Source organism: Sphingobium sp. TKS (genome assembly GCF_001563265.1).
Lineage (GTDB): Bacteria > Pseudomonadota > Alphaproteobacteria > Sphingomonadales > Sphingomonadaceae > Sphingobium.
In genome coordinates this window covers 3,406,907-3,422,684 of the sequence record NZ_CP005083.1, presented here as the reverse complement: position 1 = coordinate 3,422,684, position 15,778 = coordinate 3,406,907, and the positions used below count along the sequence as shown (strand labels likewise).

The 15,778-nt window shown below is 64.6% G+C and carries 13 protein-coding genes; 7 read left to right on the top strand and 6 right to left on the bottom strand.

Translation table 11 applies throughout. The annotated features are described in order from the left end of the window. From K426_RS16895 to K426_RS16875, 5 genes are all read right to left on the bottom strand, one after another. Complete coding sequence (locus K426_RS16895) at positions 1 to 3,066, bottom strand: Ig-like domain-containing protein (protein ID WP_066559512.1); 3,066 nt, start codon at positions 3,064 to 3,066, stop codon at positions 1 to 3. 412 nt (positions 3,067 to 3,478) lie between these two features. Beyond that, complete coding sequence (locus K426_RS16890) at positions 3,479 to 4,234, bottom strand: FadR/GntR family transcriptional regulator (RefSeq protein WP_066559509.1); 756 nt, start codon at positions 4,232 to 4,234, stop codon at positions 3,479 to 3,481. Between the two features lie 17 nt (positions 4,235 to 4,251). Continuing rightward, entirely contained in the window at positions 4,252 to 5,175 is a 924-nt protein-coding gene (locus K426_RS16885; RefSeq protein WP_066559506.1) for a Gfo/Idh/MocA family protein, read from the bottom strand. After that, on the bottom strand, positions 5,172 to 6,749 hold the full coding sequence (locus K426_RS16880; protein ID WP_066559503.1) for an aldehyde dehydrogenase (NADP(+)): 1,578 nt from the start codon (positions 6,747 to 6,749) through the stop codon (positions 5,172 to 5,174). Before K426_RS16880 ends, K426_RS16885 begins: the two co-directional genes overlap by 4 nt. 40 nt (positions 6,750 to 6,789) lie before the next feature. Then, the gene (locus K426_RS16875; RefSeq protein WP_066559501.1) at positions 6,790 to 8,592 is read right to left on the bottom strand and encodes an IlvD/Edd family dehydratase; all 1,803 of its coding nucleotides are present in this window, start codon (positions 8,590 to 8,592) and stop codon (positions 6,790 to 6,792) included. A gap of 122 nt (positions 8,593 to 8,714) precedes the next feature. Here K426_RS16875 and K426_RS16870 point away from each other — a divergent pair, with 122 nt between their 5' ends. Both K426_RS16870 and K426_RS16865 read left to right on the top strand, forming a co-directional pair. Beyond that, complete coding sequence (locus K426_RS16870) at positions 8,715 to 9,605, top strand: 2-dehydro-3-deoxygalactonokinase (RefSeq protein ID WP_066559498.1); 891 nt, start codon at positions 8,715 to 8,717, stop codon at positions 9,603 to 9,605. 196 nt (positions 9,606 to 9,801) lie between these two features. After that, a complete protein-coding gene (locus K426_RS16865) occupies positions 9,802 to 10,431 on the top strand; it encodes a 2-dehydro-3-deoxy-6-phosphogalactonate aldolase (RefSeq protein WP_066559496.1) in 630 nt (209 codons plus the stop codon). A gap of 13 nt (positions 10,432 to 10,444) precedes the next feature. Here K426_RS16865 and K426_RS16860 read toward each other — a convergent pair whose 3' ends face one another. Further along, positions 10,445 to 12,517 carry a hybrid sensor histidine kinase/response regulator gene (locus K426_RS16860; RefSeq protein WP_066559494.1) on the bottom strand — a complete coding sequence of 691 codons (2,073 nt, stop codon included), beginning with the start codon at positions 12,515 to 12,517 and terminating at the stop codon, positions 10,445 to 10,447. Between the two features lie 120 nt (positions 12,518 to 12,637). On the opposite strand from K426_RS16860, the gene K426_RS16855 reads away from it, so the two are divergent. The 5 genes from K426_RS16855 to K426_RS16835 all read left to right on the top strand — a co-directional run bounded on the left by K426_RS16855 (position 12,638) and on the right by K426_RS16835 (position 15,662). Beyond that, a complete protein-coding gene (locus tag K426_RS16855; protein ID WP_066559492.1) occupies positions 12,638 to 13,684 on the top strand; it encodes a COX15/CtaA family protein in 1,047 nt (348 codons plus the stop codon). After that, positions 13,681 to 14,001, top strand: coding sequence for a divalent-cation tolerance protein CutA (cutA, locus tag K426_RS16850; RefSeq protein WP_066559489.1), 321 nt, complete (start codon positions 13,681 to 13,683; stop codon positions 13,999 to 14,001). The genes K426_RS16855 and cutA overlap by 4 nt, the downstream gene beginning before the upstream one ends. A gap of 131 nt (positions 14,002 to 14,132) precedes the next feature. Then, entirely contained in the window at positions 14,133 to 14,612 is a 480-nt protein-coding gene (rplM, locus tag K426_RS16845) for a 50S ribosomal protein L13 (protein WP_082748648.1), read from the top strand. Further along, complete coding sequence (gene rpsI / locus K426_RS16840; protein ID WP_082748646.1) at positions 14,612 to 15,154, top strand: 30S ribosomal protein S9; 543 nt, start codon at positions 14,612 to 14,614, stop codon at positions 15,152 to 15,154. The genes rplM and rpsI overlap by 1 nt, the downstream gene beginning before the upstream one ends. 325 nt (positions 15,155 to 15,479) lie before the next feature. Further along, positions 15,480 to 15,662 carry a general stress protein CsbD gene (locus K426_RS16835; RefSeq protein ID WP_066559486.1) on the top strand — a complete coding sequence of 61 codons (183 nt, stop codon included), beginning with the start codon at positions 15,480 to 15,482 and terminating at the stop codon, positions 15,660 to 15,662. The last annotated feature ends 116 nt before the right edge of the window (positions 15,663 to 15,778 follow it).

Here is a 15,778-nt window from a genome sequence, read left to right as displayed (position 1 = left end):
TCACCGACACAAGAGTGGGATTGAGCGTGTCGATATCGATCGTCGCGGGGTGGCCGCCGCATTGCCGTTGAGCGCCGCATCGGTGAACCTGGCCGCGTCGACCGTCACCGAGCCCGTGCCGCTAAAGCCGTCATCGGCGGTGAAGGTGGCGTGATAATGGGTGGCGTCGTCCATCACCAGATTGCTGATGGCGCCATGGCTCGCGCTGATGTCGCCCTGGGCAAAGCCGACCGGCGCCTCGCTGAAGACGAAGTTTACCTGCGAACTGGCGGTGCCGTCGCTGAGCGCCGTCCCGGCAAAGCCGACGGTCACGGTCGGATTGAGCGTATCCACCGCAAACTCGCTCTGCGGGGCATAGTCGTCCTGCAGATTGCCCGCCAAGTCCCGGGCGCCGCTGACGTCGATGGTCACGCTGTCATGATCGACATTGCCGTCCGCGACGGCATAGTGCGCCTGATAGGTGGTCGCGTTGACCCAGCCGCCCGATCCAGGCGTGAGGGTGGCGCCCATGGCGGGAGCAAAGCTCAGCGTCGGATCGACGCTCTGGTCCATCGCCTCGCTGAAGGTCACCGTCACCGTGAAAATCGAACCAGCATCATTGTCCGCGATCAGCGCATCGCTGACCGTCACGTCGGTCACGGTCGGGTTCTTTGTATCGTAATTCTGGCTGGCGCTCGATCCGATGATGGGGTTGCCCGCGCCATCCGTGGCGGCGCCGTTCGCCACGGAAACGCCGATGGTTCCTGCCTGGTTATTGGCGTCCGGCGTGACCGACAGCGTATAGCTGTGGCCGTCGATCGCCGTGAACGTGCCCGCCGTCCCGCCGGTGACGGTGATGTCATCGGTGGTAAAGCCGGTGACATCCTCGCTGAACGTGAAAGTGAACACCACCGCGCCGCCTGCATTGTTGGCGACCGCCGCGGCTTCATCATCGGTGATCGACAGGGTTGGCGCCTTGGTGTCGATCGCATAATTGGCGCTCGTCCCGCCGCTGCCCGCATTGCCCGCCAGGTCGGTATAGTTCGGCCCCACCGTCACGACATTCGAGCTGTCCTCGATATTCGCGGTCGGCGTGAAGGTCGCGGTCCAGACCTTGCCGTCCAGGCTGGTGAAGGTCGAGAGCGTCCCATGCTCCACCGTCACGTCGTTGTTGTCGAAGTCCAGCACCTTCTCGGAGAAGGTGACCGTCACCGTCGACGTGTCCCCAATCTTCAGGGCCGTGTCGCTCATCGTCACCGATACAAGAGTGGGATTGAGCGTGTCGATATCGATCGTTGCCGGGGTGGCCGCCGCATTGCCGTTGAGCGCCGCATCGGTGAACCTGGCCGCGTCGACCGTCACCGAGCCAGTGCCGCTAAAGCCGTCATCGGCGGTGAAGGTGGCGTGATAATGGGTGGCGTCGTCCATCACCAGATTGCTGATGGCGCCGTGGGTCGCGCTGATGTCGCCCTGGGCAAAGCCGACCGGCGCCTCGCTGAAGACGAAGTTTACCTGCGAACTGGCGGTGCCGTCGCTGAGCGCCGTCCCGGCAAAGCCGACGGTCACGGTCGGATTGAGCGTATCCACCGCAAACTCGCTCTGCGGGGCATAGTCGTCCTGCAGATTGCCCGCCAAGTCCCGGGCGCCGCTGACGTCGATGGTCACGCTGTCATGATCGACATTGCCGTCCGCGACGGCATAGTGCGCCTGATAGGTGGTCGCGTTGACCCAGCCGCCCGATCCAGGCGTGAGGGTGGCGCCCATGGCGGGAGCAAAGCTCAGCGTCGGATCGACGCTCTGGTCCATCGCCTCGCTGAAGGTCACCGTCACCGTGAAAATCGAACCAGCATCATTGTCCGCGATCAGCGCATCGCTGACCGTCACGTCGGTCACGGTCGGGTTCTTTGTATCGTAATTCTGGCTGGCGCTTGCTCCGATGATGGGGTTGCCCGCACCATCCACGGCAGCGCCGTCGGCGACGGAGACAGCGATCGTCCCCGACTGGCTGTCGGCGTCCGGCGTGACCGACAGCGTATAGCTCTGCCCATTGATCGCCGTGAACGTTCCGGCGGTGCCGCCGGTGACAGTGATGTCGCCTGCCGCGAACCCCGTCACATTTTCGCTGAAGGTGAAGGTGAATACCACCGCGCCGCCAGCATTGTTGGCGACCGCCGCGGCTTCATCATCGGTGATCGACAGGGTCGGCGCCTTGGTGTCTATCGCGTAATTGGCGCTCGTCCCGCCGGTGCCCGCATTGCCTGCAATGTCGGTATAGTTCGGCCCCACCGTCACGACGTTCGAGCTGTCCTCGATATTCGCCGTCGGCGTGAAAGTCGCTGTCCAGACCTTGCCGTCCGGGCTGCTGGTGAAGGTCGAGAGCGTTCCATGCTCCACCGTCACGTCGCTATTGTCGAAGGTCACCGCTTCGGAGAAGGTGACCGTCACCGTCGACGTATCGCCGATCTTCAGCGCCGTGTCGCTCATCGTCACGGAGATAAGCTTAGGGCCGATTATATCGGTGCTTCCGTTGAAGTTCCGAATGTCGATGGTTTCAACCTGGGAAATCTGCAGGTTGATCGTCTTGAATTGATAGATGGCAGGCCCGGTCTGGCCGGTATTCGCGTTCTTCTGCGCCGGGATCCAGATGTTCTGGACATAGTCGATCTCTGCGCGGATCGCCGCGTCGGCAAGTTGCGTCGGGCTCAGCCAGATTTGCAGCTTGTCCACATCAGCGACATTTTGCGTGCCCAGCTTGGACGAGCCCGACCCGCCGTCATAATAGTCATAGCCCGAATATCCCGTGCCGCTCGACGTGCCCATATAGGTTCCGCCGGAAACGGCGCCGCTGGAATAGCTGGACCCGCTGAGCCACTGATTTTCGAATGCCTTGTAGATCAGCGTGTCTGCCCCCGATCCGCCCAGGACGCGATCGATGCCGGCGCCGCCATCGAGCGTGTCGCTGCCGGACCCGCCGTTCAGCGTGTCGTTCCCCGCGCCGCCATCCAGGAAGTCGTCGCCCGATCCGCCGACGAGATTGTCGCTGCCGGTCCCGCCGTTCAAAATGGTCGTACCGCTTGCACCTGCCATGACAATGCCCCCCCACATGGGCGGCTCAGCGCCCGACACATACCCAACGCGTTAAGAATATGCCCGAATCGACATATTTCTTTGGTAAGCCCTAGGGGAAGATGAAGTAGAAATTTGTCATTTTCAATGCGGTTGGAGTAAAGCATAAGTATCAAAACGGGTCATTTATATCATTAGATATATGTCTATAAACATATCATAATGTTTCTATCCATATAGGGAAGTTGATCCAGTTTAATCGCGGCACGGATCACTGCTCTGATACAGCGCATGGCCCACTTGCTCGACAGCGCGGCTCATCGCACAGCCAGGGGAGGGGGCATGCCACGTACCGCCGCCCTGTTCCCGGCAAAGGCTGGCAAGCCGGATTATCCGTTGGCGGCAGACCCTGGCGCAGCCCTTGGACGAACCCTCAATCCCTGCCGGGTTCAGCGAGGACACTGTCCATGTCGGCCATCGCCAGCCGCAGCAATTCCACCATGCTGTTGCGCGCGGCCGCAGTGTCGCGGCTGGCGATGGCCTGACAGACCGCCTTGTGATCGGGCAGTGGGTCGCGGGGCAGGAGTTTCTTGCGATGCTTGAAGGTGGTGGTCCAGCTCACCGCCGCCCCCACTGAGCTTGCCAGCGCGGCGAGCGCGTCATTATGCGTCGCGGCGAGGATCGCGTTGTGAAAGCGCTGGTCCGCCGCCCGGCCCTCTGGCGTGGAGAGGCCATGGCTTTCCATATCCTCCAGTGCCTGCGCCATGACGGCCAATTGCTCATCAGTCCGCCGCCGCGCCGCGAATTCGGCCGCCGCCGGTTCGATCACGCCGCGCAGTTCGAACAGATCGCGGATGAAATCGCGGTCCGGCTCGCCCGCGAACATCCAGGCGAGCATTTCGGGGTCCAGCACATTCCAGCGGGCGCGCGGCAGCACGCGGGTTCCGGCCTTGGGGCGGCTTTCCAGCATGCCCTTGGCGATCAGGATGCGCACCGCCTCGCGATAGGCGGTGCGGGAGACCTGGAGCCGTTCCGACGCCTCGATCTCCCCTTCGAACAGGTCGCCGGGCTTGTGGGTGCCCATCAGGATCGCGGTGCCCAACTGCTTCGCAATGGCTTGGTGGATGCGGAGCGAGCTTTCGTCCGGCGCAAATCTGCGTTCCGTCCCATCCTTGCGCCCGCTTCCCAACTTTCAGCCCCCTCGGTTCAATCCTCGAACGCCGTCGTAGGGCAATGCCGCCCACAAAGGAAGGCATCCGCCACCAATCGCAGCGGCGCGATATCGGCATCGATCGCCTTGTCCGCCACCAGCCCGACGAAACGCCGATACATGGCCGGATATTCCTCGTCCGGCGCCTTCAACTGGACTTCTCCGTCCAGTCGAAGCGTGTTCCCGCCCTCGGACAGCAGCAGGCTGCCATTCGCCGTTTCGACGGCGATGTCCCAGGTCTGCGGCCCGGTCTGCCGCCAGTCGAACACGGCCTCCACCGGCGCGCCCGAAGCGGTCGCCATTTTAAGGTCGGCGCCGATGGGGGCGTCCTTGTTCGCGGGCACTTCCAGACTGGCGGACAGTAGCGTCACCGGCTCCGGCACGATCTCGGTCAGGATCGAGAGCGCATTGATGCCCGGATCGAACACGCCAAAGCCGCCCGCTTCCCAGATCCAGGGCTGGCCGGGATGCCAGTGGCGCACATCCTCCCGCCACTGGATCGATATGCGTTCGATGGTGCGCGAAGCCATCCACGTCTTGGCCTGCGCGACGGCGGCGGCATAGCGGCTGTGCCAGCTTGCATAGAGGGTGACATTCTGCGCCTTCGCCAGCGCGATCAGCGCCTCCACTTCGGACACGGTCGCGCCGGGCGGCTTTTCCAGGAAGACATGCTTGCCCGCCAATATCGCCTGCCGCGCCGCCTGATAGCGGACCTGCGGCGGCTGGCAGAGGATCACGGCGTCGAGATCCGGCTCGCCCGGCAGCATGGCGCCAAGGTCGGGATAATTGCGCACCCCTTCGCCCAGCGCATTGCGGCTGGCAACCGCGACCAGCTCTATGCCCTCGATCTTTTCGATCGCGGGCAGATGCTGGTCGCGGGCGATCTTGCCCAAGCCGACAAGGCCTGCCTTGATGGTCATGCCGCGACTTCCAGCCTGCCTTCGATGCGGCGGGTCAGCTTCCACGGATTGGCGGCCTGCAAGGCAGGGGGCAGCACCGCGTCGGCCACATCCTGATAGCAGACCGGGCGCAGGAAGCGCATCATCGCCAGTGTGCCGACCGAGGTGGTGCGCCCGTCGGAGGTCGAAGGGAAGGGACCGCCATGCACCATGGCATGGGTCACTTCGACCCCGGTCGGCCAGCCGTTCGCGAGCACGCGGCCGACTTTGCGGGACAAGGTGGGCAGCAGCTTTGCGGCATCGGCCTGGTCGCTGTCTTCCATCTGGAGCGTCGCGGTCAACTGGCCCTCCATCCGGGCGATGGTGGCGACGACTTCCTCTATGGTCGCGCATTTGACGAGGATCGAGGAGGAACCGAACACTTCATGCGCCAGCGCCGGATTGGCGCGGAACTGCTCGCCGCTGGCGGCGAACAGGGCGTGCCGGCCCCGGTTGACGCCCTCTGGTTCCGCGCCGCGTGCGAGCGTGGCGACGCCCTCGGCCCCGGCCAGCGCAGCGACGCCCTTTTCGTAAGCCGCATGGATACCCGGCGTCAGCATGACCTGCGCGCTATTGGCCGAAAGCGCTTCGGCGGCCGAAGCCATGAAGCGGTCCAGATCGGGGCCGTCGAGCGCGATCACCATGCCAGGATTGGTGCAGAACTGGCCCGAAAAGAGAGTCAGCGAGCCGACGAAGGCGCTGCCCAAGGCTTCGGCGCGGGCCGCGAGCGCGCCCGGCAACAGCACGACCGGGTTGATGCTCGACATTTCGGCATAGATCGGGATCGGTTCCTCGCGGTTCGCCGCGATCTTCATCAGAGCAAGGCCGCCGCCGCGCGATCCGGTGAAGCCCACCGCCTTGATGCGCGGATCGGCCACCAGCGCGCCGCCCAGTTCGTTGGTCGTGCCGGGCAGGTAGGAAAACACGCCTTCATGCAGGCCGCTGGCCTTGACGGCGGCGGCGATGGCGCGGGCGACCAGCTCGCCGGTGCCGGGGTGGGCGGGGTGGCCCTTGACCACGACCGGACAACCGGCGGCGAAGGCCGATGCCGTGTCGCCGCCCGCGACCGAGAAGGCGAGGGGGAAGTTGGACGCGCCGAACACGGCGACCGGGCCGACCGCATGGTTGACGCGGCGCAGGTCGCCGCGCGGCAGCGGGGTGCGTTCCGGCAGGGCCGGGTCGATGGTGGCGTCCAGCCAGTCGCCCTGACGGACATAGCCGGCGAACAGGCGCAACTGGCCGATGGTGCGACCGCGCTCACCCTCCAGACGGCCGCGGGGCAGGCCGGTCTCGCTCATGGCAGTCGTGATCAGCAGGTCGCCAATGGCGATGATCTGGTCGGCCATGGCCTCCAGAAAGGCGGCGCGGGCTTCGGGCGTCAGCGTCGAAAAGCTCTCGAACGCGGCGTCAGCGAGTGTGCAGGCATCGGCTACGTCAGCGGCCGAAGCGTTGCGGAAGGCGACTTCGCCCTTCGCGCCGGTCGACGGATCGATCGCGAAGAAAGGCTCGCCGCCCTGACGCTCGCTCGCGCCGATGAGGATGGCTCCGTTGAACATGGGAAAAACTCCGGGATTGGGGGATTAATGCCAATGGCCTTCAATGATTGTCGCGGGGCAGGCCCATGGTCTGGGCGATGCGCTGATATTTCTCCGCGCCTTCGAGGATCGCGCCTGTATTCATCTGGCCGACGACGGCGCGCTGGATTTCCTGCCACGGGGTCTGGGAGGCGGGATATTTGAACCCGCCCTCCGCCACCAGCTTAGCCCGGCGCGCTTCCAGTTCCTCGTCGGGAATGAGGACGTTCACCGTGCCGGTGTTGAGGTCCATCCGCACCCGGTCGCCGGTCCGCAGCAGTGCAAGCCCACCCATCGCCGCCGCTTCGGGCGAGGCGTTGAGGATCGAGGGGCTGCCCGACGTGCCCGACTGACGTCCGTCACCGATGCAGGGCAGGGCGGAGATGCCTTCGGTGATCAGATAAGCGGGCGGCCGCATGTTCACGACCTCCGCCGCGCCTGGATAGCCGATGGGGCCAGCGCCGCGCATGAACAGCAGCGTGTCGGGCGTGATGCCGACCGCTGGATCATCAATGCGGCGGTGATAATCCTCTGGCCCGTCGAACACGACCGCCGGACCTTCAAAGGCATTGGGGTCGTTGGGGTTGGAGAGATAGCGGCTGCGGAACTCCTCGGAGATCACGCTGGTCTTCATCACCGCCGCGTCGAACAGATTGCCCGACAGGACGAGAAAGCCCGCCTCTTCCTTGAGCGGCTGGTTGAACGGACGGATGACCTTCTCATCCTCGATCTCCACGCCCCTGCAGTTCTGGCCGATGGTTTTGCCGTTGACGGTCATCGCGCCCTCGCGGATCAGTCCTTGCCCGATAAGCTGGCTGACCACGGCGGGCACGCCACCGGCACGATAATAATCCTCGCCCAGATATTCGCCCGCAGGCTGGAGGTTCACCAGCAGCGGCACCTTATGCCCGACCGTCTCCCAATCCTTGAGCGGCAGGTCGATGCCGGCATGGCGCGCAATGGCGGCCAGGTGGATCGGCGCATTGGTCGATCCGCCAATGGCCGAGTTCACCACAATGGCGTTATGGAAGGCGTCCAGCGTCAAAATATCGGAAGGCTTCAGATCCTCCGCCACCATCTCGACAATGCGCTTGCCGGTCCGATAGGCGACCTCCTGCCGATCGCGATAGGGCGCCGGGATCGCCGCCGATCCGGGCAGCATCATGCCCAGCGCTTCGGCCAGCGAGTTCATCGTCGTCGCCGTGCCCATGGTGTTGCAATAGCCGGTCGAGGGCGCCGAAGACGCCACCAGCTTGATGAAGCCCTCATCATCGATCTTGCCCGCCGCGAGCAATTGCCGCGCATGCCACACGATGGTTCCCGACCCGGTGCGCTCGCCCTTGTGCCAGCCATTGAGCATCGGTCCGACCGACAGGGCAATCGCGGGAATATTCACCGTCGCCGCCGCCATCAGCAGCGCGGGCGTCGTCTTGTCGCAGCCCGTGGTCAGCACCACCCCGTCCAGCGGATAGCCGTAGATCGCCTCGACCAGCCCCAGATAGGCGAGGTTGCGGTCCAGCCCCGCCGTCGGCCGCTTGCCGGTTTCCTGGATCGGATGCACCGGAAATTCCAGCGCGATCCCGCCCATTTCGCGGATGCCTTCGCGAATGCGCTCCGCCAGCACCATATGGTGACGGTTGCAGGGTGACAGGTCGCTGCCGGTCTGGGCGATGCCGATGATCGGCCTGCCGCTGCGCAGTTCCTCCAGCGAAAGACCGAAATTCAGATAACGCTCCAGATAGAGCGCGGTCATGTCTATATTGTCGGGGTTGTCGAACCAGGCGCGGCTGCGCAACTTATGGGCGGGCTTGGGCGATTCGCTCATGAAAGGGGCATCCTGTCGAAGAAAAGGGCAGATCGAATTGGGGGCACATTGACGCGCTCGCCTCTCCGATATACTCAGACAAATAGAAATTCAAGGATGCTTGAGAGCTAGTGACGAATTTGATGAGCCAATATGCGGTCATCGGGGACTGGGGCACCAGCCGCTTGCGCCTGTTTCGCGTGGAGCAGGGCCATGTCACGGCCCGCCGCGACGGCCCCGGCATCGGCGCGGTGGGAAAGGAAGCTGAAGCCGCCTTTGCCGCCACCATCGCCCCTTGGTTGGAGGAAGGCGCGCCCAGAGAGATACGCCTCTGCGGCATGGCCGGCGCTCGCGACGGCTGGGTGGAGGCGCCCTATGCCGATTGCCCCGCTGACGCCGCAGCCTGGCGCGCCGCCGCGGTGCGCTTCGACTGGCGCGGCACGCCGCTCAGCATCATGGCCGGGCTCGCCTGCGTCGGTCCTGACGGGGTGCCCGATGTGATGCGGGGCGAGGAAACGCAGATTTTCGGAGCCATGGCCCGCGAACCGGCATTGCGGCAGGGGCGGCACCTCATCGTCCTGCCCGGCACGCACAATAAATGGTCGGTGGTAGAAGATGGCCGCATTGTCTCCTTCCGCACCATGCCGACGGGGGAGTTGTTCGCGCTGCTGCGGGATCGCTCGACCCTGGGGACGAAGGTTGACCGGGCCGATCCCGCGCAGGAAGCAGCAGGCTTTGCCGAAGGGCTGGAGCGGGCAGGGGAGGGGCGGCTGCTCGCCTCGCTGTTCGCCGCGCGGGCGATGCGGTTGCGTGGCGGCAGGTCGGAGGATTGGTCGACGGGCTATCTGTCCGGCCTCATCATCGGCTGCGAGATCGCGGAAATCCGCAGCACGCTGGGAGAAGCGGATGACATTCTGTTGGTCGGAGATGCCCAGTTATCGGTTCGCTATGCGCAGGCGCTGGGAAGACAGGGGCTGGCCTCGCAAGTGCTGGATGGCGATGCTTGTTCGCTAGCCGGGCTGGGTTTGGTGTGATGGCAGCTTTGGGTGGAAGGCGGACGCTTCCTGTTTTGTCATTCCCGCGAAGGCGGGAATCCATCTCCCAGCGTTGCATCAAGCGGTTAGGTCAGGAGATGGATCCCCGCCTTCGCGGGGATGACGAACTTCGAAAATGTACGGAAATGGCCAAAACACACCGCACAACCTGCCTCATTGACCGGAGACCCCGCCTATGACCCTCGATGACCTGCTTGCCGTCGGCGCGCCTCCTATCTGCGCGATCCTGCGCGGCGTGAAGCCCGTAGAAGCGCTCGACATGAGCGCCGCGCTGATCGAGGCAGGCATCCGCATCCTGGAAGTCCCCTTCAATTCGCCCGAACCGCTCAAGAGCATCGCCGCGATGCAGGCCGAATTTGGCGACCGCGCACTGATCGGCGGCGGCACGGTGCTGTCGGTCGAGGCGGTCCAGAATCTGCACGATGCAGGCGGCCGCATCATGGTGACGCCCAACACCGACCCGCAGGTCATTGCCCGAGGCGCGCAGCTGGGCCTGGAGTTGCTTCCCGGCTTCATGACGCCCAGCGAAGCCTTCGCTGCGATCAAGGCGGGCGCTCGCCGCATCAAGCTCTTCCCCGCCGCGCGCCTCGGCTCTGCCTATGTGAAGGCGGTGAAGGACGTGCTGCCCAAACATGTCGGCGTCTGGGCGGTCGGAGGCACGGGCGCCGACACGATCGGGGAATGGCTGGCCGCTGGCTGCGAAGGGATCGGTGTCGGCGGAGCGCTCTATCGTCCCGGCGACAGCGTCGCGGCGGTCAGAGAACGGGCGGTGGAACTGGTCGCTGCGTGGAGGCGGACGCTCTAACGCATATACTGACTCACCCCGCATGCCGCACTTCAGCACGATCCAGCATATCCCGCACCTTCGCGGCCAGCTCGGCATAGGTGAAGGGCTTGGTCAGCAACTCCACCCCCGGATCGAGCCGGCCATGATGGAAGATCGCATTGCGCGCATAGCCGGTCGCGAACAGCACCCTCAGCCCCGGCCGACGCGTTTGCGCCTCGCGCGCTATGTCCGCGCCGGTCATCCCGCCGGGCAGGATGACATCGGTGAACAGCAGGTCGATCGGCTGTGAAGGCCCCTCCAGCGCCTGCAACGCGGCCGGACCGTCGGCCGCCTCGATCACCCGATAGCCCAGTTCCTTCAGCACATCGACGGTATAGGCCCGCACCTTCTCATCATCCTCGCACACCAATACCGTTTCGTCGCCGGGACATTCCGGCGCGCAGCGGTCCACCGTGCCGGTGTCATTGTCCGGCAGCAGCCCGTAGAAACGCGGCAGATAAATTTTCACCGTCGTGCCGTGCCCCGCCTCCGAATAGACGCGGAAATGGCCGCCCGACTGCTTGATGAAGCCATAGACCATCGACAGGCCCAGGCCCGTTCCGCGCCCGACCTCCTTGGTGGTGAAAAAGGGTTCGATGGCGTGGCTCAATATTTCCTCGTCCATGCCCGCGCCGGTATCGGACATGCTGATCAGCACATATTGACCGGGCGACACCTCCGCTTCCTGCGCGGCATAGTCCGCATCGATATGCGTGTTGGCGACTTCGATGGTCAGCTTGCCGCCGTCCGTCATGGCGTCGCGGGCATTCACCGCCAGGTTGAGCAACGCGATTTCCATCTGGTTGACGTCGATCTCTACCGGCCACACGCGGGCGCTCTGGATCGTCTCGATCTCGATGGTCTCGCCCAATGTGCGATTGAGCAGGTCGGACATGCCGCTCACCAGCCGGTTGGGATCGATCCGCTCCGGCGCCAGCGGCTGGCGCCGGGAGAAAGCGAGCAGCCGCTGAGTCAGCAGCGCGGCGCGCTCGGCGCCGCCCATCGCATTGTCCGCCGCCCGGCGCAGCCGCGCCTGATCTTCGCCGCCGATCTTATCCACCCCGCGCTGCAACAGTTCCAGATTGCCGGTGACGATCTGCAGCAGATTGTTGAAGTCATGCGCCACCCCACCGGTAAGCTGGCCCAGCGTCTCCATCTTCTGCGCCTGCCGCAGCGCCGCTTCCGCCTCCGCCAAGGCTCTGGCATGGGCGCGCTGCTCCGTCACGTCGCGGGCGACGCAATAGACAAGGTCGTTTTCCGGCACCGCCGTCCAACTGAAATTGCGATAGCTGCCGTCCTTCGCCCGGAACCGGTTTTCGAAGCGTACCGTCGGCATGCCCCTGGCCAGGCCTGCGATTTCGCCCTTCGTCTTCTCCAGATCGTCGGGATGTTCCATCCATTCCGACGTGCGCCCGATCAGTTCCTGTTCGCTCCAGCCCAATATGTCCGTCCAGGCCGGGCTGGCGGCCATCCACACGCCGTCCTTGTCCGCGACCAGAAAGGGATCGCGCGCCAGTGCCCACAGCCGGGCGCGGTCGGCCCGCACTTCCTTTTCGGCCAGCACGCGTCTGGTCGTCTCGCTGACGATGCAGAGCGCGCCGCCGATCGACCCGTCCGCCTCGAACACCGGGGAGTAGCTGATGTCGAAAAACACCTGTTCTCCCTGGCCACCGTCGCGCTCGATATAGAAGGGGCGGTCCCTGGCGTGCACGGACTCGCCGCCCTCGACCACCGACCGCAGCAGCGGTTCCAGATCGTCCCACAGTTCCGACCATCCCTCCCGCGCCGGACGGCCCAGCACGCGGGGATGCTTGTCCCCGATGGTGGGCGCATAGGCTTCATTGTAGAGCGCGCAGAGATCGGAGCCCCAGAACAGCACGATCTCCGCCCTGGACGACAGCATCAGCCGGACGGTCGACACCAGTGCCGGAGACCATCCCTCCACCGGACCCAGCGGAGACCCGGCGTCGATGCGCGCGGTCAAGGCGCCCAGAGACCCCTGCGCGGCGATCATGCCCGCAATGCCCTGCGTGCCGCTCATCTTATCCTCGATCAGCTTTCCCATGAGGCGTGATACGCCTGTCCGACGGTTTGTATCCGTTGATGCACAAGGCGTTATGACCTTTTGTCCTCCGGTTCCTGTTGTTCTTGCAACCGGCCGGACAAGCGAGCATGGATCGGCACCATGACCGCGTTGACCCTGACCCGCCCCGCCGTCGCCATCCCACGCCCCGCGACGATCGCGCGCTGGTTGCTGACGGTCGCCGCCCTCGTCTTTTGCATGGTCGTCGTCGGCGGCATCACACGCCTGACCGAATCCGGCCTGTCGATCACCCAATGGAAGCCGATTACCGGCGCCATCCCGCCGCTGACCCATGACCAGTGGATGGAGGCGTTTCGCGATTATCAGCAGATTCCCGAATATCAGCAGTTGCGGCAGGGCATGACCCTGGGCGATTTCCAGTTCATCTTCTTCTGGGAATGGGTGCACCGGCTGCTCGGGCGGTTGATCGGCGTGGCCTTCGCCTTGCCGCTGCTCTGGTTCGCGTGGAAGCGGGCGATCCCGCAGGGCTATGGACCGCGCCTGCTTGCGCTGCTGGCGCTGGGCGGTCTGCAGGGCGCGATCGGCTGGTGGATGGTGAAGTCGGGCCTGTCGGTGCGAACCGATGTCAGCCACTACCGGCTGGCGGTGCATCTGCTGACGGCGCTGTTCATCATGGGCGGGCTGATCTGGACCGCGCTGGACCTGTTGACGCGCTCGCGCACGCCCTTTGCGAAACCGGCGATGCTGCACCCCTTCGCGATCGCCGCGCTGGTGGCGCTGCTGGTGCAGTTGATGTTCGGCGCGTTCACGGCGGGGCTGGATGCGGGCTATGTTTCCAACACCTGGCCGCTGATGAACGACCATCTCGTACCGCAAGGAATCCAGTGGCTCGGCTCGCTCTGGGCGACGCTGTCCAGCGATCCCTATCTGGTGCATTTCATCCATCGCTGGTGGGCCTGGGTCGCTGCGTTCATGCTGGTCATGCTGGCCCGCATGGCCAAGCAGGCTGGGGAGCGCGGCCCCTCCATCGCGATCAACGCGGCGGTCGGCACGCAGGTCGCGCTTGGCATCGCCACCGTCATCAGCGGCATCGCGTTGCCGCTGGCCGTGCTGCACCAGGCGGTCGGCGCGCTGGTGGTCGCATCGGCCACCTGGGGCGCCCATGCGCTTGGGGAACGCCGGGGATGAGCGCCGTCGCGCTCGTCTACACGCTGTTCGGCTCGCGTGAGGCCGCGACCCGCATCGCGCGCCAGTTGGTCGAGGAACGGCTGGCGGCCTGCGCGAACCTGCTGGGGGAGGCGACCTCCTTCTACGAATGGAACGGCGCGATGGAGGAGGCGGCCGAGGTGCCGGTCCTCTTCAAGACCGCGCCGTCCCGCCGCGATGCGCTGATGGCGCGCCTTGCCGAACTGCATGATTATGAGGTTCCCGCGATCCTCGCTTTGCCGGTGGAGGCGGCCGATAGCGCCTTCGCCCGGTGGGTGGGAGATCAGTCCACCAAATGACAGGTATTATTTTACCCGTCAGCAATCCCGCCGAATCTCTTGACTTGGCGCGCCTCACCCGTCATTAGCGCGCATCTTCCGAAAGCCGGTGACGGTGATCGGTGACTAATTTCAACTGGAGTATTGGCACCATGAAGGCGCTGATGAAGACCACCAAGCCGGCAACCCCGGCCACGGTCGAAAAGAAGTGGATTTTGATCGACGCGGAAGGCCTCGTCGTCGGCCGCCTCGCCTCGACCGTCGCGAACATCCTGCGCGGCAAGCACAAGACGAGCTTCACGCCCCATGTCGATTGCGGTGACAATGTCATCATCGTCAATGCGGGCAAGGTGAAGTTCACCGGCCGCAAGCTGACTGACAAGGTCTATTACAAGCACACTGGCTATGCCGGCGGCATCAAGGAAACCACCCCCCAGAAGATTCTGGAAGGCCGTTTCCCCGAGCGCGTGCTTGAAAAGGCCGTCGAGCGCATGATCCCCCGTGGTCCGCTGGGCCGCCAGCAGATGCGCAACCTGCGCATCTTCGCCGGCGCTGAGCATCCCCACGAAGCGCAGAACCCCGAAGTGCTCGATTTCGCGTCGCGCAACCGCAAGAACAAGGTGGGTGCATAATGTCCGATAACCGCCAGTCCCTGTCCGACCTCGCGTCGCTGACCGCCAACGCCCCGGCGCCCGCCACCGCTGCTGCGGAAGCGCCCATCGCTGCTGACGCGCCGATCGCTCCGGTCCAGCCTTCGGCTCCGCTGCGCGCCCAGGAAATCGACAGCCTCGGCCGCGCCTATGCGACTGGCCGTCGTAAGGACGCCGTCGCTCGCGTCTGGGTGAAGCCCGGCACCGGCAAGATCACGGTCAACGGCCGCGATCAGGAAATCTATTTCGCCCGCCCGACCCTGCGTCTGGTGATCAACCAGCCCTTCGGCGTCACCGAGCGCGAAGGTCAGTACGACGTGATCGCCACCGTCAAGGGCGGCGGTCTGTCGGGCCAGGCCGGTGCGGTCAAGCACGGTATCGCCCAGGCTCTGTCGAAGTACGAGCCGGCGCTGCGTAGCGCGGTCAAGGCCGAAGGCTTCCTGACCCGCGACAGCCGCGCCGTCGAGCGTAAGAAGTACGGCAAGGCCAAGGCCCGCCGCAGCTTCCAGTTCTCGAAGCGCTGATCTTTCGATCGGAACGAAATTGGGGAAGGGGCCGGTTTTCCGGCCCTTTTCTTTTTGTGCGCAAAAGGCCGATTTCGGCCATTAGCTGCCATTGAGTGGATATGTGTTCCTGCGAAGGCAGGAACCCAGTTCCGCCGCTTGTGGATCATCGCACCGTAGGAACTGGGCTCCTGCCTTCGCAGGAGCACGATGCGCTTCAAGGAAAGCAGCGCGAAGCAGACCGTCTCCTATCTACCCAAAGCCACCATTTCGCATCCGCACCGATGGCAACCTTCCGCCAACTCCATTGGTTGACCCTGCAAGAGCAACTGACAGGAGACATTCCATGGGCGAACTGACCGACAAGGCAAAGGCCGCAGGCAATAAGGCCGCAGGCGCCGTCAAGGAAGCCGTAGGCCGCAACCGGCGCGATCCCGATCTGGTGGCGGAAGGCCAGGCCCAGAAGGGCAAGGGCACCGTTCAGGACATCAAGGGTTCGGTGAAAGGCGCCCTGGGCGACAAGATCTGACCCGCCGCCGCAGACATCATGAAAGGCCTCGCCCTTTGGCGGGGTCTTTACTGTATCATCACCCTGATACGCCCCTTGCCGCCCGCTTCCTTTCATGCTCCTGTTTGGCGCAGCAA